Source organism: Nocardia sp. NPDC050408 (assembly GCF_044458905.1).
Classification (GTDB): Bacteria; Actinomycetota; Actinomycetes; order Mycobacteriales; family Mycobacteriaceae; genus Nocardia.
The window spans coordinates 69,140-87,948 of record NZ_JBITIL010000022.1; the positions used below are offsets into that span (position 1 = coordinate 69,140).

Annotated in this window: 18 protein-coding genes; 10 read left to right on the forward strand and 8 right to left on the reverse strand. The window is 65.0% G+C overall.

Translation table 11 applies throughout. The features are described from left to right. Positions 1–109: 109 nt before the first annotated feature. Positions 110–868, reverse strand: coding sequence for a helix-turn-helix transcriptional regulator (locus ACIBJI_RS37050; protein WP_364357314.1), 759 nt, complete (start codon positions 866–868; stop codon positions 110–112). Positions 869–915: 47 nt separating this feature from the next. Then, entirely contained in the window at positions 916–1,527 is a 612-nt protein-coding gene (locus tag ACIBJI_RS37055; protein ID WP_397087871.1) for a TetR/AcrR family transcriptional regulator, read from the reverse strand. A gap of 86 nt (positions 1,528–1,613) precedes the next feature. On the opposite strand from ACIBJI_RS37055, the gene ACIBJI_RS37060 reads away from it, so the two are divergent. From ACIBJI_RS37060 to ACIBJI_RS37085, 6 genes are all read left to right on the forward strand, one after another. After that, positions 1,614–2,759, forward strand: a complete 1,146-nt coding sequence (locus ACIBJI_RS37060; protein WP_397087873.1) for a cytochrome P450 — start codon at positions 1,614–1,616, stop codon at positions 2,757–2,759. Then, complete coding sequence (locus ACIBJI_RS37065; protein ID WP_397087875.1) at positions 2,753–3,658, forward strand: SMP-30/gluconolactonase/LRE family protein; 906 nt, start codon at positions 2,753–2,755, stop codon at positions 3,656–3,658. The genes ACIBJI_RS37060 and ACIBJI_RS37065 overlap by 7 nt, the downstream gene beginning before the upstream one ends. 31 nt (positions 3,659–3,689) lie before the next feature. Then, positions 3,690–4,805 (forward strand): cytochrome P450, encoded by a 1,116-nt coding sequence (locus ACIBJI_RS37070; RefSeq protein WP_397087877.1) that lies wholly within the window; start codon positions 3,690–3,692, stop codon positions 4,803–4,805. A 70-nt stretch (positions 4,806–4,875) separates the two neighbouring features. Then, complete coding sequence (locus ACIBJI_RS37075; RefSeq protein ID WP_396959628.1) at positions 4,876–5,667, forward strand: alpha/beta fold hydrolase; 792 nt, start codon at positions 4,876–4,878, stop codon at positions 5,665–5,667. A gap of 190 nt (positions 5,668–5,857) precedes the next feature. Beyond that, the gene (locus ACIBJI_RS37080; RefSeq protein WP_396959630.1) at positions 5,858–6,832 is read left to right on the forward strand and encodes a hypothetical protein; all 975 of its coding nucleotides are present in this window, start codon (positions 5,858–5,860) and stop codon (positions 6,830–6,832) included. Continuing rightward, a complete protein-coding gene (locus ACIBJI_RS37085) occupies positions 6,829–7,596 on the forward strand; it encodes an SDR family NAD(P)-dependent oxidoreductase (RefSeq protein ID WP_397087879.1) in 768 nt (255 codons plus the stop codon). Before ACIBJI_RS37080 ends, ACIBJI_RS37085 begins: the two co-directional genes overlap by 4 nt. On the opposite strand, the gene ACIBJI_RS37090 is transcribed toward ACIBJI_RS37085, so the two are convergent. After that, positions 7,593–8,183, reverse strand: a complete 591-nt coding sequence (locus ACIBJI_RS37090) for a TetR family transcriptional regulator (RefSeq protein WP_397087881.1) — start codon at positions 8,181–8,183, stop codon at positions 7,593–7,595. The genes ACIBJI_RS37085 and ACIBJI_RS37090 overlap by 4 nt on opposite strands. A gap of 100 nt (positions 8,184–8,283) precedes the next feature. Here ACIBJI_RS37090 and ACIBJI_RS37095 point away from each other — a divergent pair, with 100 nt between their 5' ends. Continuing rightward, positions 8,284–9,465, forward strand: a complete 1,182-nt coding sequence (locus ACIBJI_RS37095; protein ID WP_397087883.1) for an FAD-dependent oxidoreductase — start codon at positions 8,284–8,286, stop codon at positions 9,463–9,465. Between the two features lie 132 nt (positions 9,466–9,597). Here ACIBJI_RS37095 and ACIBJI_RS37100 read toward each other — a convergent pair whose 3' ends face one another. Beyond that, the gene (locus ACIBJI_RS37100) at positions 9,598–10,425 is read right to left on the reverse strand and encodes a thioesterase family protein (protein WP_364357344.1); all 828 of its coding nucleotides are present in this window, start codon (positions 10,423–10,425) and stop codon (positions 9,598–9,600) included. 103 nt (positions 10,426–10,528) lie between these two features. Further along, entirely contained in the window at positions 10,529–12,178 is a 1,650-nt protein-coding gene (locus ACIBJI_RS37105) for an acyl-CoA synthetase (RefSeq protein WP_364357347.1), read from the reverse strand. A 104-nt stretch (positions 12,179–12,282) separates the two neighbouring features. Here ACIBJI_RS37105 and ACIBJI_RS37110 point away from each other — a divergent pair, with 104 nt between their 5' ends. Next, positions 12,283–13,059, forward strand: coding sequence for a crotonase/enoyl-CoA hydratase family protein (locus ACIBJI_RS37110; protein ID WP_364357350.1), 777 nt, complete (start codon positions 12,283–12,285; stop codon positions 13,057–13,059). A gap of 103 nt (positions 13,060–13,162) precedes the next feature. Here the strand turns inward: ACIBJI_RS37110 and ACIBJI_RS37115 are convergent, their stop codons facing one another. Next, complete coding sequence (locus ACIBJI_RS37115; RefSeq protein WP_364357353.1) at positions 13,163–13,579, reverse strand: VOC family protein; 417 nt, start codon at positions 13,577–13,579, stop codon at positions 13,163–13,165. A gap of 244 nt (positions 13,580–13,823) precedes the next feature. On the opposite strand from ACIBJI_RS37115, the gene ACIBJI_RS37120 reads away from it, so the two are divergent. Further along, positions 13,824–14,816, forward strand: a complete 993-nt coding sequence (locus ACIBJI_RS37120) for a sigma-70 family RNA polymerase sigma factor (RefSeq protein WP_364357356.1) — start codon at positions 13,824–13,826, stop codon at positions 14,814–14,816. 204 nt (positions 14,817–15,020) lie between these two features. Here the strand turns inward: ACIBJI_RS37120 and ACIBJI_RS37125 are convergent, their stop codons facing one another. After that, a complete protein-coding gene (locus tag ACIBJI_RS37125; RefSeq protein ID WP_364357359.1) occupies positions 15,021–16,568 on the reverse strand; it encodes an acyl-CoA synthetase in 1,548 nt (515 codons plus the stop codon). Positions 16,569–16,632: 64 nt separating this feature from the next. Then, complete coding sequence (locus ACIBJI_RS37130) at positions 16,633–17,670, reverse strand: LLM class F420-dependent oxidoreductase (RefSeq protein ID WP_364357362.1); 1,038 nt, start codon at positions 17,668–17,670, stop codon at positions 16,633–16,635. Positions 17,671–17,839: 169 nt separating this feature from the next. On the opposite strand from ACIBJI_RS37130, the gene ACIBJI_RS37135 reads away from it, so the two are divergent. Further along, positions 17,840–18,805 carry an OB-fold domain-containing protein gene (locus ACIBJI_RS37135; RefSeq protein ID WP_364357365.1) on the forward strand — a complete coding sequence of 322 codons (966 nt, stop codon included), beginning with the start codon at positions 17,840–17,842 and terminating at the stop codon, positions 18,803–18,805. Positions 18,806–18,809: the final 4 nt, after the last annotated feature.

The following is an 18,809-nucleotide window of genomic DNA, read 5'->3' on the forward strand; positions in this document are numbered from 1 at the left end:
GCCCCGACTCGTGGGCAACGCCTCGCCCGGCGCCTGCGCGGAACCGCGGACAGCCCGCGAGCTGTGGTCGACTGCGTCGGCGGGCCGTTGCGGAGGTGATGCTTTGCGGCTATCCGACCTCATTGCCCTCGAGCAACCCGACGAAAAGTTGTCGGGTCGGCTCGGGCAGCGTACTGCGGAATCGCTGGACGTGGATTTCGAACGGCTTGCCCGTCTTGCGATTTCGGAGCCGAATGGTCGGGTCGCGGCGGCCGATGTATACCCGGCCGGTATTCCACAGGCGGTGAAAATCGGACTGTGCGGCCAGCTCGCGTAGTAGCAGCTGGACATCGGCCCGCGCACCGGCACGTCCCGCGTAGGCGCGCAGGCGCCCGACCATCAGATCTGCCTCCCGCTCCCATTCCTCGATCACCAGACGTGCACGCGGGTCGGTGAACATCCAGCGCAGCGCGTGTCCGTTCGGGCGCAGACCGGGGAAGGCCTCGTCGAAGGCATCGTTGCAGTCGATGACGCGCCAGCCGTCGTCCAGCGCCGCTGCGAGATGCGGGGTCAATGCGTCGAGTGTCTTGCGCACGGGCGGGCGCACCGGACCCGGCTGCGGCGCAGCGCCGCTGAATCGCTGTTGCGCAAGGTGATACAGATGGATGCGCTCGTCCGGCTCCAGTGCGAAGGCATCGGCGAGCGTATCGAGAATCGATGGGCTCGGATTGAACGCACCGCCCTGTTCGATCTTGGCGAGATAGCCGACGCTGGAGTGGATCGCTTCGGCGAGCTGTTGTCGGCTCAGACCGCCCGGATGCGCCGCGGTCGGTCGCTGCCGCCGCATCCGCACGAATTCGGCGAGCGTCGGCACCTGTAGTTCATCCATGTTCCTCCTTCGGGTCGCCGCCCATGGATGACGTTATGCCTTGCCGCTCAATCCTTCTGGATCAATTCGCCGCCGGCTACCTCGATCAGCGCACGAGCGGCGCGATTGATCCGTTCGGCGGCATCGTCGAGATCCGGCTGTCCGGCATCGAGCCAGGCGATCACCGCATCCAGAATGAAGGTGGGGATGACCTGCGCGGCCCAGTCCTGCCACGGCCCCGACGGCACGGCATCGGTGAGATACCGCTGCGCGATCATTGTCGAATAGCTGCGGACCATATCGATGACGTCGCGGAATTCGGGTTCGCGGACCGCGTGGCGGAACAGCAGCCGGAAGGCGTCCGGATCCGCGGCGGCCGCCCGCAGCAACGTGGAAATGCTGGTGCCGTCCAGTTTTTCGGTGCCGACGGCGGCACCGAGCCTGGTGTAGGCCCGTTCCAGCACGGCCCGGTACAGATCGGCCTTCGAGGCGAAGTGCCGGTAGAGGATCACGTGTGTAATGCCCGCCTCGGCGGCGATATCGGGCAGGCCCGTGCCGCTGAATCCGTTGCGGGCCACCGCGCGGGTGGCGGCGGCGAGGATCTGCTCGCGCCGCTGGGCACGCGGCATGCGCCGGACGGGTTGCGCCGAATTCTCGGCGGGCGTTGGGCTTTCGGGCACGACATCACCTCCTTGTTCAAGTGGAATAGTACAAGCAATTATGTTTAAGCTTGCTTGTACAAGAGCTTGTTAGCAAGGAGTGAGCCATGACCACCGACTCATCGGAACTCGCATGCCCCTTCACCGGAACCGGCGCCACACCCAGCTCGATCAGCCGCGTCCGCACCGCGACGGGCGACGAAGCCTGGAAGGTCAGCGGCTATCACAGGGTGAAGGAGCTATTCACCGATGTGCGTCTCGGCCGCTCCCATCCCACACCGGAGACCGCGGCACGCTCGTCGGAGTCGGTGTTCTTCGGCCGCCCGTTCGGGAACTTCGAAACCGAACCCGCCGATAACGCGCGCATGCGCGGGCTGCTCAATCCGCTGTTCTCGGCCAAGAGAATGCGCGAACTCACGCCGCGGGTGGCCGCGTTCACCACCCAACTGCTCGACGACATGGCCGAAAAGGGCTCCCCCGCCGACCTGCATCGGGACTTCGCGGAACCGCTGCCACTGCTGGTCATCAGCGAACTGCTCGGCGTCCCCTACGAGGATCGCGCGCAGTTCAGGATCTGGAGCGAGGCGCTGTTCGACACCAGCGATGGCGCGAAGTCGGGGCAGGCCGGGGCCGAATGGTTCCTGTACTGCAAGTCGCTGGTCGAACGGCTGCGCCGGGAACCGGGCGAGGGCGTGATCGCCAAGCTGTGCGAGGTGCCGGACCTGGCCGACGATGCCATCGCGACGCTGGCCATGGGTTTGCTGTTGGCCGGGCACGAAACAACGGTCGTCGAGATCGGCCTGTGCACTGTGCAATTGCTGCGGAATCCGGCGCAGTGGCAGAAGCTGGTCGACCAGCCGGAGCTGGTCCCGGCCGCGATCGAGGAGCTGCTGCGCGTACACGATTCCACCGCCTTCGCCCGGTATGCGCGCACCGATATGCAGATCGACGGCGTCACCGTTCGGACGGGTGATCTGGTGCTGCTGGACGTGGATTCGGCCAACCACGATCCGGAGATCTTCACCAACGCGCGCCAACTCGACGTGACCCGCGCAGAAGGGCAGCATCTGGCGTTCGGCTATGGCCTGCACTACTGCACCGGTGCGCCGCTGGCTCGCATCGAACTGCAGGTCGCTTTCGGTCAGCTGATATCCCGCTTCCCGACACTGCATCTGACGGTCGATCCCGACGCCCTGCCGGTGCGCGAGAATGTGGTCACCAAGGGCCTGACTGCATTGCCTGTCGCATGGTGACCGCAGCCCGGATCTGCATCGCGATCACCAGCGTCTTCTTCGGCGTGTCGGCACCGACTTCTGCTGTGGCCGAACCGATTTCGTGCGAAACAGCCACCGCGACGATTGCGGCGGCCGCCGTTGTTCGGGATGAGGACTGGGCCGAAGGTTTGGCCTATGACGCGCACGGTGACCTGTGGGTCTCGCGGGTGCGACGCAACGAAGTGGTTCGCTACGACCCGTCCGGCCGCGTTACCGCCAGGGTCGCGGTCGCGTATCCCGGTGCGGTGAAACTCGGCCCGGACCAACTGATCTACGTGACGTACGGGAACTTCCCGACCAATCTGGTGCCCGGCTCAACCGGTGGCGGCGTTGTCCGCATTGATCCCACAGCCGAGACGCCGCAGGCCGAGATTTTCGCCTCCGGTCTGGGTATGGCCAATGGCGCCGCATTCGATGCCGCGGGAAACCTTTTCGTCGCCGACACCTCGACCGGCGTTGTCCGGATCCGACCGGACGGACGCGTCGACACCGAATGGTCCAATCAGGCAAGGCATTTCGGAGCCGACGGTATCGTTGTCCACGGCGAAGCGCTCTACGTCACGCTGTATCTCAGCCCGAACGGCCGCATCCTGCGCATCCCACTCGACGATCCATCGAGCGTCACCGCAATCGCGGATCTAGCCGCTGGCCCCGGCGCACCACCGCTACCCGACGATCTCGCCGTCGGCCCGGACGGCCTGCTCTACGACGCCACCACCTCGGGCCGACTCGTGCGCATCGACCCGGCGGATCACTCGACGTGCACCGTGCTGACAGGTGAGCCGATGACCTCGATCGTCGTACCGCGTGGCGGCGAAAGGGAATTCCTGGTCGGCACCGCGAGCGGCAATCTGCTGCGGGTGCGCCTGCCCGAATGACTCTGGTTCGAGAAATACGTAAGGAGTGACCGTGGACATAGGCTGCCCCGTCACGGGCGACACCATCCGGCGGACGCGAACCGCACTAGGCCATGAAGGCTGGTTGGCCACCAGCTACGCGCAGGTTCGGACATTATTCGCCGATCCGCGCCTCGGTCGTGCCCATCCCACACCGGAAACCGCTGCGCGCGCCTCGGATTCGATGTTCTTCGGCGGACCCCTGGGCAACTTCGAGACCGAACCCGCCGATCAGGCGCGACTGCGCGAGTTGGTAGTGCCGTTCTTCTCGCCGCGACGAATGCGCGAATTGCGGCCCAGGGTGGAAGAACTCACCACGCGGTTGCTCGACGAGATGGCCGCGCAGGGATCCCCCGCCGACCTGCACACCGCCGTGGCGCTGCCGCTGCCGCTCTTGGTCATCTGTGAACTGCTCGGTGTGCCCTACGCCGATCGCGATCAGTTCCGCGCCTGGACCGAGGCGCTCGGCGAACAGCACGACGCCACCAAGGTGCAGCAGGGTGTCGCCGGACTGTTCGAGTACTTCATGGCATTGGTCCAACGCAAACGGCGCGACCGAGCCGATGACGTGCTGTCGCATCTATGCGCCCGCGACGATCTGTCCGATCAGGGCATCGCGACGCTCGGGCTCGGCTTGTTGTTCGGCGGCCATGAGACCACGGTTGTCCAGATCGGGGTCGGCGCCAAACGGCTCCTAGAACACCTCGATCAATGGCGGGCCCTGGTCGACGATCCCGAACTGGTGCGTACCGCGATCGAAGAACTCCTTCGGACGGCAGATGCCACCCAGATGCCCCGCTACGCGCGCACCGATATGGAGATCGACGGCAACGAGGTCCGCGCGGGCGATCTCGTGCTGCTGGATCTGACCGCGGCCAACCATGATCCGACTGTCTTCACCGATCCCGACCGCGTCGACGTGACCCGAAAGGACGGCTCCCATGTGACCTTCGGCTACGGGGCCCGGCATTGCATCGGCGCACCGCTGGCCCGCATCGAATTGCACACCGTCTTCACCCAATTGGTGACGCGCTTCCCGACCATGCGGCTGGCCGTGGACCCGGCCGAGGTGCCGATGCGCACCAGCAGCTTCACCGGCGGTGTCGAGGAGTTGCCCGTGATGTGGTGAAACCCGTTGGTATAACCGGTTCTTGTTAGGCTGCTCCATTCGGGGGACGCAGTCTGACAGGAGCACGGTTATGCCCTTCGTAACCTCCGCTGGCGCGAAAGTGCACTTCGTCGACAGCGGAGGATCCGGGCCAGCGGTGGTGCTCGGGCACGCCTTCTTCATGGATCACGAAATGTTCGCGAACCAGGTTGCCGCGCTCGCACCGCAATACCGGGTGATTGCGATCGATGCGCGCGGACACGGACTGACCGAACACGACGACGGCGCATACAGTTTCTGGGATCTGGCCCGCGATGCCTGGTCGGTGGTCGACCACCTCGGCATCGACCGGGTGGTCGTCGGCGGTGTCGGGCAGGGTGGGTTCACTGCGCTGCGCATGGCCTTGCTGTGCCCGCCGCGCGTGGATGGACTGATCCTGCTCGGCTGTTCGGCGCAGGCCTACAGCGACGTGCAGCGGATCGGCTATCGCCAGGTCACCGATGCCTGGATCGGGACCGGGCCGTTGACGGTGATCGCGAAGATGGTGGCCGGCTTGATCATCGGCGGTGATCGGACCGATCATCAACCGTGGCTGGCCAAATGGTTGAGCGGTGATCGGGAACGTGTCGCCGCGGCGGCCGACTGTCTGATCAATGCGGACGACATCTCGGATCTCATCGGCGATATCACCTGTCCCGCATTATTGGTCCGCGGCGCCTTCGATCCGGCCTTCGACCACGACGCCGTGGATTTACTGACAAAGGGACTCGGTGGTCCCGCGGAATTTCACACCATCGAGGGCGCCGCGCACACACCGAATCTCACGCATGGATGTGAAATCGACCAGCTGATGTTGCGATTCCTCGGGCGACTCGGCCAGTAGTACTACTGCCCCGGGGTACTACTGGCCAGGGGGTGGCCAGCGCCTGGTCCGGCGAAACTCTTGCCCACAGGGCGGTCGGCTTGGTGTATTCGATACGGCGGCGCCGCCAATTCCGTTCCGGTCGAACGTGTTTCACAGATACGCAATGGGGTGTCGCCTTGCTGCGGCCCCGGCGTGGGTAGGACATGCAATGAGGGTTTCTTTTCTATTCGGTGGACAGGTCAGTCTGACCGCCGAGGTCATCGATGAGTTCTGCGAGCGGTGTCCGTCCATCGCACTCGCCTACGAAGAAGCCGCCGCGGTGACCGGATTGTCGGTGGACCGCCTGCGCGCCAGAGAAGTGGCCGCGGAAATGGCGAGCGAACCGGAGGATCGGCACAGTCTCGGCGCATTGCGTCAGGCCGCCTTCGCACTCGGTCTCGCCGAGGATCTGGCCACACGCGGTTTCGAACCGGAGGCCGCCGGTGGACTGAGCCTGGGTGCGCTGATCAGCACCTGTGTGGCCGCAGCGGTGGAGCGGCACGAATTGTTCGGCATGCTCCATCACCGCCGACTCGTACCGAAACTACCGGAAGGTGTTGCCGCACAGGGGATGGGGCTGATGTACACGCCGATCGAGGACGATCCGGCGAACTATTACGGTGGGCGCCGCCCCGGCGTGCACCTCGCCGTGGATACCGGCCCGATCGATGACGTCCATCGCTCCTTCGTGATCTCGGGATATCTCACTGCACTGCAAGAGATCCTGGCCGAAATCGAGGCGTCCTCGGATACCCGCCAAATGTTTGTATTGGACGCGTACAAGGGCGCGTTCCATTCACCATTGCAGCAGCATGCCGCGGATTTCATGCGCGGCTTCGTCGACGATATGACCTTCCGCGACCCGAAATTCCCGGTCTGCTCCCCGGTGCGCCAGTGCAGTCTGACCACCGCCGACGATATCCGGGATTTCGTGCTGCACAACAACTTATTGCCCGCCCGCTACGAACCGCTGATCCAGGAAATGGATCGCATCGGCGTCCGCGGTGGCCTGATCCTCGGCCCCGGCCTGCCGCAGCCCGCGGATCGGCCCTTCCCCATCGAGTTGGTCGCGGAGCCGATCGATCTCGACCGACTGCCCCAGATTGCGCAGTTGTTGGCCGAGCGGGATGTACAGAGCGTATGAAACGTTTCGCGCAACGCCGAGTGCTCGTGACGGGCGCGGGTTCGGGCATCGGCCGGGCCATCGTCTTGCGGCTGCTCGAGGAGGGAGCGGAGGTGGTCGGCGTGAGCAGAACCGGCGATGGGCTCGCCAAGACCGCCCAGCTCGCAATGGATCAGGACTTGGGCGACCGGTTCACCGTCGCGACACTCGATATCGCGGACGAGGCTGCCGTCGAGCAGACGGTACCCGACCTGATAGACGCGATCGGCGGCCTCGACGTGCTGGTGAATGCCGCTGGGATCGTGCGCATGTCGCATACCCACGAAACCACTACCGAGCTGTGGAATACCGTCCTGGGCACCAATCTGACCGGGTCGTTCCTGGTGACCCGGACCGCCCTGCCTGCACTGCTGGAGTCCGGGCGCGGGGTTGTGGTCAATATCAGCTCGAATGCCGCGTCCTATGCCGCGCCGTATCGCGCGGCGTACGCGGCGAGCAAGGGCGGACTGGAGGCCTTCACGCGGGTGCTGGCGCTGGAGTACAGCAAGCGGAATCTGCGCGCGGTCTGCGTCTCACCCGGCGGCATCGAGACGGCCATGACCTACAGCCTGCTGGATGTGCCATCGGATATCGATCCGACCCTCATGAGCAAGATGGCTCCGGCCATCGGGCCACTGCTCGGCTCACCCGAGATGGTCGCGGCTGTGGTCGCGATGGCCGCCTCCGAAGACGGCGAATTCATCACCGGCACAACGATTCACGTCGACGGTGGCGCGCACATCTAAGCACTGATCGGCGTCGATACCAGATAGCGCTGCAGAGTCGGAGCGATATCGGCGATGATCTGCTCGCGCGTCAGGCCGACCACCGGCGGCAGCTCGAGCACATAGCGGCACAGCGCCAGCCCGAGCAACTGGGTGACGATCAAACCCCCGCGGCGCTGCGCATCGGCCGCAGCGCCGAAGCGCAGCACCGCGGGCAGCACCTGTTCGGCGAAGATCTGTCGAAAGCGTTCGCTGACCGCCTCATCGGTAATCGATGAGCGCAGCAGAATCACCAGCACCTTGTTATCGGCCTGGTCCTCCCAGATCGCCAGGAATCGGCGAATCAGCAACTCGCCGAGGGTATCCGGATCGGCCGCGGCGAGATCCGGCAGGTCCAGGCGCACATCGACGGCCGCTGCGAAGAGTCCGTCCTTACTGCCGAAGTAGCGCATCACCATCGACGGATCGATCGCGGCATCGGCGGCGATGGCGCGGATGGTCGCCTTGCGAAAACCCTCGGCGGCGAAGCGGGCGCGCGCGGCCGCCAGGATGGCCGCGCGGGTGGCATCGGAGCGACGTGCAGGGGGTTGATCTGGCTCGATGTTCATGCCAACTAGTGTAGGCCAACAACTGTTGACTTACGTAGTCGATGCGCGCTACGGTTATGCCAACAAGCGTTGGCCTACAGATGTTGACCTAGGAGTTCCGATGAACACCACCCCGCTGCCGGAGACCACTTCCGTCGTCATCGTCGGGGCCGGTCCGGCCGGACTGACCACCGCGATCACGCTGGCCGACGCCGGTATCGACTTCGTACTGTTGGACCGGCTCACCGAGGGCGCGAACACCTCGCGCGCCGCGGTCGTACACGCCAGGACCCTGGAGGTACTGCAGGAACTGGGCATTGCCGAGGAACTCGTCGACCGCGGCATCGTGGTGCCGACCTTCCGGGTGCTGGACGGCAACCGCACCCTGGCCACAGTGCCGTTCGGCGGACTGCCCACCGAGTACCCGTACACGCTGATGGTTCCGCAGGACACCACCGAGGCCGTGCTGCTCGCACGGTTGCGCAAGGCGGGCGGCGATGTGCACCGCCCCTACCGGATCACCAAGGTTATCGCTGAAAATGACGGCGTCACAGTCGAATACGTCGACGGCGCCGGCGTGACCGACACGATCCGCGCGGACTACGTGGTCGGCGCGGACGGTATGCACAGCGTCGTTCGGGAACAGGCGGGCATCGGCTTCACCGGCGACACCTACCCGGAATCCTTCGTACTCGCCGATGTCCGCATGGACTGGCCGATCGCGCGTGACGAAGTGGCACTGCATCTTTCACCGGAGGGCGTGACGGTGGTCGCGCCGCTGCCCGACGACACCGATCCGAATCGGTACCGGGTCGTGGCGACCGTCGCCGAGGCCCCCGAACACCCGACCATCGAGGATGTTCAGACCATCCTGGCCACCCGTGGCCCCGGCGGCAGCGTGAAAGTCAGTGAAGTGCTGTGGAGCTCACGTTTCCGGGTGCACCACCGCGTCGCGGACCACTACCGCGCGGGGCGTCTGCTGCTGGCCGGTGATGCGGCACATGTGCACAGCCCCGCGGGCGGACAGGGTATGAACACCGGCATCCAAGACGCGGCCTTCCTCGGTCCGCTGCTGGCCCGGGTGATCAACGGCGAGACCGACACCCTGCTCGACACCTACGAGACCACCCGCCGCCCAGTCGCTCTCGGTGTCGTCGCCTTCACCGACCGGATGACCAAGATGGCGACCCTGCGACCACGCCCCGCCCGACTCCTGCGCAACGCCCTGATGACGGCGGCAACCCGCATCCCCGCCGTCCGCACCAAGCTGGCCTTCCGCCTGGCCGAGCTCGCCAACCGCTGACCCGCCGCTGTCGCGCACGGATGCGCCGTTACTCACGCTCGCCGCCACGCACGGATTTGGTCTGACACGCATCGGTTGCCCAGCCAATCGGTGCGCGGCGAACCAATCCGTGCGCGGCGGCGGAGATCCGGGCTACTGAATGTAGACCCTCTGGCGCGGATCGCCGTTGGCGAAGTCGACTTGACGGTCGGCGTTGGCCAATGCCGTAACCACACATGTGCCGAAGGATCCGGTTCGATCGAACAATGTCGCACTGCCGACGGCTATTCCGTCCGCGCTGATATGGCTGTCGGCCTGCACGCCGATCTCCAAGCCGATGACGGGCCGGGACAGCGCAAGCGTCAGATCGGCATTGATGAAACCGATGCCGGCGGTCCCCCAGTTGGTCATGAGGCTCGTCGACTCACCGATCATCGCGGCGGCGGCGAAGGCCGACGGCGGCTCCCCCTCGACCACCGAAAGCGGCGCCTGCCACATGCGTTTGCGCCCGTTGTTCTGATGCTCACCGATTCGCGACGACCAGCCATCGGCCGTACCGTCGCTGTTCCACATCGGCGCGGTCGGCCCGTCCGCGATCGGAACCGGCGGCGGCTGCGGGGATTCCGTACGCGTCCATAGTTCGCCCGGCGGCTGCTGCGACCGCTTCAGGAAGACCGCGCTGGCGCGGGCCACATCCACGCCGTCCTGTATCAGTGCGGCATCGGCGACCCGGATGCGGCGACCGTCCCGTACCAGCTCGGTCACCACGGTCACCGGCTTGGTCAAGGTAGGGCGGAACAGGTCGACGGTCAGCCGGGCCGGTGTGAATCCCGCAGCACAGTGCTGCCTTTCCAACGCCCTGGCCAGCAGGCCGCAGATCGCTGGCCCGTTGACCATATTCGGGGACCAACTGCTGGCCGCGAACGGCAATGGCTCGAAGCCGCCTTCCGATGCCGCGAAAAACGCATAGGGCGTTGTCAATTCGATCTCCTATCGCGGACGTTCCCACGCGCCGAAGCCGCAAAAGGCAAGGGTTGCCGCAATATCGCGGCAGCCCTTTGCCGTTATCGGTCGTACTACCGTTTTACTTGCTGCTCGCCTCGATGTGCTCGTCGGCCGGGCGCTCTTCGGTTTGCGACTTGGCCCAACGGTAATCGGGCTTGCCCGCCGGATTGCGCTTGATCTGATCGACGAACCACACGCTGCGCGGCAGCTTGTAGGGCGCGATCTCCTGGGTGAGCACCGGACGCAGTTCGTCGAGGGTGGGACGCTTGTCACCACGACACTGCACGACCGCCGCCACGCGCTGCCCCCACCGCTCGTCCGGAACGCCGACCACCAGCGCGTCGAAGATCTCCGGGTGGATCTTGAGCGCGCCCTCGACCTCCTCGGGGTAGATCTTCTCGCCGCCGCTATTGATGCTCACCGAACCGCGGCCGAGCATGGTGACAGTGCCGTCCTCCTCGACCCGGGCGTAGTCGCCGGGGATGGAGTAGCGAATTCCGTTGAACTCCTTGAACGTTGCCTTGGTCTTGGCCTCGTCCTTGTAGTAGCCGACCGGAATGTGGCCGCTGCGCGCGAGGAATCCGACCTGCCCGGAGCCCGGTTCCACCGGATTGCCCTGCTCGTCGAGCACCTGGGTGGCGGCATCGATCTTCACCCGCGGACCACCGGTGTGGTTGGCACCCTTGGCGACAACGGCGAGACCGCCGAAGCCGGTCTCGGATGAACCGATGGAATCGGTGATCATCCGGTTCGGCAGCCGTTCCAGGAACTGGTCTTTGAGCGTCGGCGAGAACAGCGCCGCACTGCTGGCGATCAGGTACAGGCTCGAAAGGTCGTACGGCTCACCGGTTTCCGGATTACCCTCGGCCAGCGCATCCATCATCGGCCGGGCCATGGCGTCGCCGGTGATGAAGATGAGGTTGATCTTGTGCCGGTCGATGTGCTGCCACACGCCGTGCCCGGTGAACTCCGGAATCATCACGGCCTTACCGCCGTCGAACAGGCTGTGGAAGGTCGCGGTCTGTGAGCCGCCGTGGATCATCGGCGGAATCGGGAACCTGACCATCTGCGGATTGCCCGCACCGGTTTTGGCCTGATGCCATTCGTCCTCGACGTATTCGCCGGTGAGGAAGTTGATGCCGCCGCCGAGTACGCGCCACCAGTCCTCGTGCCGCCACATCACGCCCTTGGGCAGGCCGGTGGTACCGCCGGTGTAGAGCATGAAAATGTCATCGGCCGAGCGCTCACCGAAGTCGCGCTCACCGGAGGACTCGGTCAGCACCGCCTCGTATTCCACCGAATCGGCTGCGGTCGCAATGGTGCCGGTCGTATCGTCGTCCACGACGATGACCGTCTTCAGCAGCGGCGTATTCGGGCGAACCCCGGCCACCCGGTCGCTGTAGCGGCGCTCGTGGATCAGGGCGACCATATCCGAATTGTCGAAAATGTACTGCAACTCGTTCTCGACGTATCGGAAGTTCACGTTGATCATCACGGCGCGGGCCTTGAAGACCGCGACCATGGCCTCGACGGCCTCGATCGTATTACGCGAATAGATGCCCACCTTGTCGCCCGGTTGGACACCCTGTTGCAGCAGGTAGTTCGCGAGTTTGTTGGCCCGCTCCTCCAGCTGCGCGTAAGTCACCTCGCGGCCGTCGTCGGCCAGCGCTACGCGGTCGGGCATCAGATCGATGGCGTGTTCGACTAGGTCCGCTATGTTGTAGCTCACAGAGCTAAAAATAGAACGTGTTACTGTTTCTGACAAGGCCGAATTTACTTACCCCGGTCGGCTCCGCCGACCCGCCGTCCCCTGGAAAGTCAGGAGAATCAGCAATGCCGGATTGCCTCGTCGAGAAGCGCGATCACGTCCTCATCGTCACCATGAATCGGCCCGAGGCGCGCAATGCCCTTTCAGCCGAAATGATGGCGATCATGCGCGACGCCTGGGACCAGGTGGACACCGATCCCGATATCCGCGTCGCGATCCTGACCGGTGCGGGTGGTGCGTTCTGTGCGGGCATGGACCTCAAGGCGATGACCGCACAGCACCCCGGCGATAACGCGGGCAGCTTCGATCCGACCAAATTGGAGGCGCTGCTCAAGGGCCGCCGGCTCACCAAACCGCTGATCGCGGCGGTGGAAGGCCCGGCCATCGCCGGTGGCACCGAAATCCTGCAGGGCACCGATATCCGAGTGGCCGCCGAAGGCGCGAAATTCGGTGTATCCGAAGCGCGTTGGGGTCTGTTCCCACTCGGCGGCTCGGCCGTTCGGCTGGTCCGTCAGATTCCCTACACCGTCGCCGCCGACATTCTGCTGACCGGCAGGCACATCACCGCCGCCGAGGCCAAGGAGATCGGGCTGATCGGGCATGTGGTCCCGGACGGCACCGCATTGGACAAGGCACTGGAACTCGCCGCACAGATCGCAGCGAACGGCCCCCTCGCGGTGCAGGCGATTCTGCGCACCATTCGGGAGACCGAGGCCATGCCGGAAGAGGACGCCTTCCAGATCGAGGCCGAACTCGGCATGTCGGTCTTCCGCTCAGCCGATGCCAAAGAGGGCCCCAAGGCCTTCGCCGAAAAGCGCAAGCCCACCTTCACCGGCAGCTGAACTACTTTCGTGCGGAGACGAGTCGACTGGTGGTACCCGCGGGCGGCGCCCGATTCAATGACGAGGGTCGCTGGGGCCACCATTCGACCGGCGTCGGCAGGGATCAGTTGCCGGAGTAGTCCATCCAGAAGGGCTCCCACTGGTGGCCATCCGGATCGATAAAAGTGCGGCCGAACATGCCGACCTGGGCCTCCTGGGCGCGGCGGTCCTCGTGGATTTCCTCGGTGGCACCTGCGGCCAGGGCGGCATTGGTGAGTGCGTCGACCTCTTGTGCGCTGGCCAGGGATAGCGCGTATGCGCCGCCGCTGGTCGCGATCGTGTCGGCGATCGGGCGCTTGCTGAAGTTCGAATAGAACTCCTTGGTCAGCAGCATGGCGCAGATGTTGTCGTCGATGACGATGCACGCGGCATTCTCATCGGTGAAGTCCTGATTCACCTTCCAGCCGATGGCCTCGTAGAAGTTTCTGGACCGGCCCAGGTCCGCGACGGGAAGGTTGATGAAGATCATCTTGCTGGGCATGCGGGATCCCTTACGTCGGCGTCGGCGGTCTCTATGTAGAGACGGATCGAACGCGCGAAACTCATCGGTTCCGGGCGCTGTGTGGCCGAACACATCTGTCGATGATCTTGAAGCCGCAGGTAGGCGGTAGTCTCGCCTTCGCACGCCGACGCGTACGAGACTAATGACGGACCGCGTCCGGCAGCGCTCGATCGAGCGAATTCGGGTCTCGAATGTGTCGGTGGGCTGTGGCAGGGTGACACCCATGAACGACTTCGTCGGCCTCACCCCGGACGTCCTCGAATCCTTCGAAGGACACCGGCGGGAACTGTGCGCCTACGCCTATCGCATGCTCGGCTCCTCCTTCGAAGCCGAGGACGCGGTGCAGGAGACCTTCACCCGCGCGTGGAAGTCCTATGGCTCGTTCGAGGGTCGCGCCAGCCTACGGTCCTGGCTGTACAAGATCACCACCAATGTCTGCCTCGATATGCTCGACGGCCCGCAGCGCCGGGCCCGGCCGATGGATCTGTCCGGTCCGTCGCGGCCGGATTCGCCGCTGCCCATGCCGCAGCCGGATTACGTCTGGATCGAACCGATCCCCAACGCACTGGCTTTCGGATCGGATCCGGCCGAGCACGCCTCGGCCAAGGACACACTGCGGCTGGCATTCGTCGCGGCCTGTCAGCATCTGCCCGCCACCCAGCGCGCCATCCTGATCATGCGCGAAGTGCTGCGGTTCTCGGCCAGCGAGACGGCCGAGGCGCTCACCATGTCCCCCGCCTCGGTGAACAGCGCACTGCAGCGTGCCAGGGCAACCATGTCGAAGGTGCAGCCCACCGCCACCGACACCTATGACGAAACCGATGACGATCAGCGCAAACTCGTCGACAATTTCGTCAAGGCCTTCGAAGCCTACGATATGGACACCCTGACCACCCTGCTGAAAACCGATGTGGCACTGTCCATGCCGCCGATCGAACTGTGGGTCTCGGGCCCGGAGAATGTGGCCGCATTCATGCTCGGCCACGGCAAGGCGTGCCGCGATTCCCGCATGATCCGCCTGGAAGGCGCCAACGGCCTGCCCGCCTTCGGCCACTACAAGCCGAGCGAAACCGAACCGGGCGTCTGGGTCCCCTGGTCCATCACGGTGCTGGAACTCGACGGCGACTCGATCGCCGGACTCAACTTCTTCCTCGATACCGAAAAACTGTTCCCGCTCTTCGGTTTGGCGCCGGAGTTGCGCGAACCGGCTGGGTGAGGTGGGCCGCCGGGGTACGGGAGGGCCGGACAGGTCGGTTGAGCAGGCCGAGCAGACGGCAGGCCGCGCAAGGCAAGTGGCGGCCCCTGACGCTATCGCGCAGAAAGTGAAAGTCGCGCAGAGGCAATGACTATCGCGCAGAGGGTATCCCCTCTGCGCGACGGTCACTCGGTGTGCGACAGCAATCCGCTGCGTCCGATGGTGCTACGACGCCGGGATGTAGCGGTCGCGGAGTTTGCGCTTGTAGAGCTTGCCGTTGGGGTCGCGGGGCAATTCATCGAGGTAGTCGATGGAGCGGGGCATTTTGTATTTCGCCAATTGGGTTGCGGCGTAGGCCAATAGCTCGGCGGTCAGTTCGTCGTTGCCCTCGACACCGGCGACCGGCTGGACGACGGCCTTGACCTCCTGGCCCCAATCCGGATGGGGCAGACCGAAGACCGCGACATCCTCGACCTTCGGGTGGGTTGTCAGCACATTCTCGATCTCGGCCGGGTAGATGTTCACACCGCCGGACAGGATCAGATCGGAGCGGCGGTCGTGCAGGTAGAGGTAGCCGTCCTCGTCGAGGTGGCCGATATCGCCGACCGTGAAAAGGTCACCGACCCTTGCCTCTTCGGTCTTCTCCTTGGCGTGGTGGTATTCGAAGCTGGACGTGCCCATTCGCATATAGACCAGACCGGTCTCGCCGGTGGGGACTTCGGAGCCGTCTTCCTCGCTCAACACCTTGATCACCGACCAGGGCCAAGCCTTGCCGACCGAGCCGGGCTTCGTCAGCCATTCGGTCCCGTTGATCACCGTGCCGCCGCCCTCGGTGGCCGCGTAGTACTCGGTGACCGTCGGACCCCACCATTCCAGCATCCGCCGCTTGGTCTCGGCCGGGCACGGCGCCGCACCGTGCACCATGCTGCGCAATGAAGAAACGTCGTACTTGGCGCGCACGTCGGCGGGCAGCGCGAGCAGGCGGTGGAACTGGGTCGGAACCATATGGCTGTGGGTCACCCGATGCTTGTCGATGAGCCGCAGCATCTCCTCGGCATCCCAGCGGTCCATCAGAACGAGCTTGTGCCCCAACTGGATCGAGATGGTGGCGAAGTTCAGCACGGCCGTGTGGTACAGCGGCGAACCACAGATGTGCACGTGCTCGTCGTAGGGCTTCAGCCCGAACAGCCCGAAGAACGCGGACGAATACACCGGAACGACATCCGGGTCGGTGCCGGTGAGCGGGCGCCGAACACCCTTGGGCCGTCCCGTGGTTCCCGAGGTGTAGAGCATCGGCGCACCGGTGGTCCGGTTATCGGGCCGACCGGTATCGGCCGCACCCAGCCACGACACCGACTTGAAGCCCGCTATCTCGCCGACCGCGAAACGCGCGGTGGCGGGCAACCCTGCCTCATCGGCGGCGGCGATCGCCGCGGCGGCGAACCGGTCACTGGCGATGAAGGCCTTGGCCTCGCTGTCGGCGAGGATATAGGCGACCTCCGGACCGGTCAGATGCCAGTTCACCGCGACGATGTACAACCCGGCCTGGTAGGCCGCGAAGTACGCGGCGACCGCCTCGACGCAGTTGTGCACCATGGTGACCAGCACGTCGCCGGGCTGCAAGCCGAGTGCCCGTAGGCCGGTGCCGTAGCGGTTCGCGAGCGTGGCCAATTCGCGATAGCTCACCTCGCGGCCGGATGGATCCACCAGTGCGATCCGATCGGGTTCCGCGTTCGCGATGTTCCAGAGACCGAGAATTTCTACTGACTCCATCGGGGGATGGTGAGGAGCCGACGGGGTGGGTGAATCAGTCACCCCTACGAATCTAGAACGTGTTCTACATCTGTACAAGGGGTGCGAGCCGATGCAATTGCTCGATATCTGGAACCGACACCAGCATCTCGGTGACGCCCGCGGCTTCCCAGACCCCGAGTTGTTTACGTACATGCTCCTCGTCACCGATGATCGATGTATCCAAAATCAGCTCATCCGGCACCATTGCGGCGGCCTCGGCCTTCTTCCCTGATTGGAACAGCCTGCCGATCTCGTCGACCTCACGCTCATAGCCCATGCGCCGGTAGACCTGGGCGTGGAAATTCAGTTCTGGTGCACCCATGCCACCGATGTAGAGCGCCATGATCCAGCGCATCCGTTCCAGCTCGCTCTTGGGATCGTCGGTGATCACCACCTGACAACTCGCCGCGATTTCGAAATCCGCCCGCGAACGCCGCGCCCCGGCCCTGGCGAAGCCCTCATCGAGCCAGTCGTTGTACATCCCGGCCAGCCGCGGCGCGTAGTAGATCGCCAGCCAGCCGTCGGCGATCTCGGCGGTCAGCGCCACATTTTTCGGACCCTCCGCACCCAGCCAGATCGGCAAATCCGCTCGTAGCGGATGCACAATCGGCTTGAGCGGCTTACCGAGTCCGGTGGAGCCCGGGCCGGTGTAGGGCAGTGGATACCGCGGCCCGTCATTGGTGACCGGCGCCTGCCGCTCGAGGATGCGGCGAATGATGCCGACGTACTCCCTGGTGCGCTGCAACGGCTTGGCGAACGGCTGCCCGTACCAGCCCTCCACCACCTGCGGCCCCGAAACGCCGAGCCCGAGGATTGCCCGGCCCCCGCTGAGATGGTCCAACGTCAGTGCGTGCATGGCCGTCGCGGCGGGCGTGCGCGCCGACAGCTGTACGACCGAGGTGCCGAGTCGCACCCGATTTGTCGACGAGCCCCACCACATCAGTGGCCCGAAGGCATCCGATCCCCAAGATTCGGCCGCGAAGACCGCATCGAAACCGGCCGCCTCGGCGGCGACCACCAACTCACCGGCATTCTGCGGCGGCTGTGCCATCCAGTACCCGAGTTGCAATCCGAACTTCATGGGAGACCTCTTTCCAGCCAACTTCTTGCCACCAGAATAAGAACCTGTTCTACTCGATTTCGTGGCTGATGAAAATACTGCGTCGCGGAGCGACTCCATGAGGGGTGGTGGTCAGGCGACGGGTGGGCATACCGCCTCCGGGACAATCACGGATGAGAGAGGGTCGGAATTGAACACTGCCGCGCCCGACGTACTCAGTGCACCCCTTCGGGTGCAATTCGACTACACGCGATCGGTCGGACCGACCATCGGCACCTTCCTGGCCAAACTGCGCGCCCGCCGGATCGTCGGTGTGCGCGGCTCGGATGGGCGGGTATTGGTGCCACCGCCGGAATACGATCCGGTCACCTCCGCGCCGCTGACCGAATTCGTCGATGTGGCCGATACCGGCACCGTCCAGTCCTGGACCTTCGTGCGCGATCCGCTGCCCGGTCAGCCATTCGACCGCCCGTTCGCGTGGGCGCTGATCAAGCTCGACGGCGCGGACACAACGCTGCTGCACGCCGTCGATGTTTCCACACCCGAGGACATCCACACCGGACTGCGCGTGGTCGCGCGCTGGGCCGGGGAGACCATCGGCAGCATCAAGGACATCGCCTGCTTCGAACCGGGCGAGACTTCCACCGCGCCGACGGAATCCAGCGCGGACGACGAGCCGGTCGAGGTGCTGATCACACCGGTCGACCTGCACTACATGCACAGCGCGTCACCGCAGGAGACCATCTACCTGCGCGGTTTGGCCGAGGGCAAGCTGCTCGGCGGGCGCACGGATGCCGCGGGCAAGGTGTACTTCCCGCCGCGCGGCGCCAATCCGACCGACGGCCGACCGACCGACGAAATCGTCGAACTGCCCGATCGCGGCATCGTCACCACCTTCTGCATCGTGAATGTGCCGTTCATGGGCCAGCGGATCAAGCCGCCGTACGTGGCGGCATATGTGCTGCTCGACGGCGCGGACATCCCGGTGCTGCACCTCGTGCTCGGATGTGAGGCGAGCGAGGTGCGGATGGGCATGCGGGTGGAGGCGGTGTGGAAACCGCGCGAGGAGTGGGGCTTCGGGCTCAGCAATGTGGACCACTTCCGACCCACCGGCGAGCCGGATGCCGACTACGAGACCTATAAGCACCACCTCTGAGAGG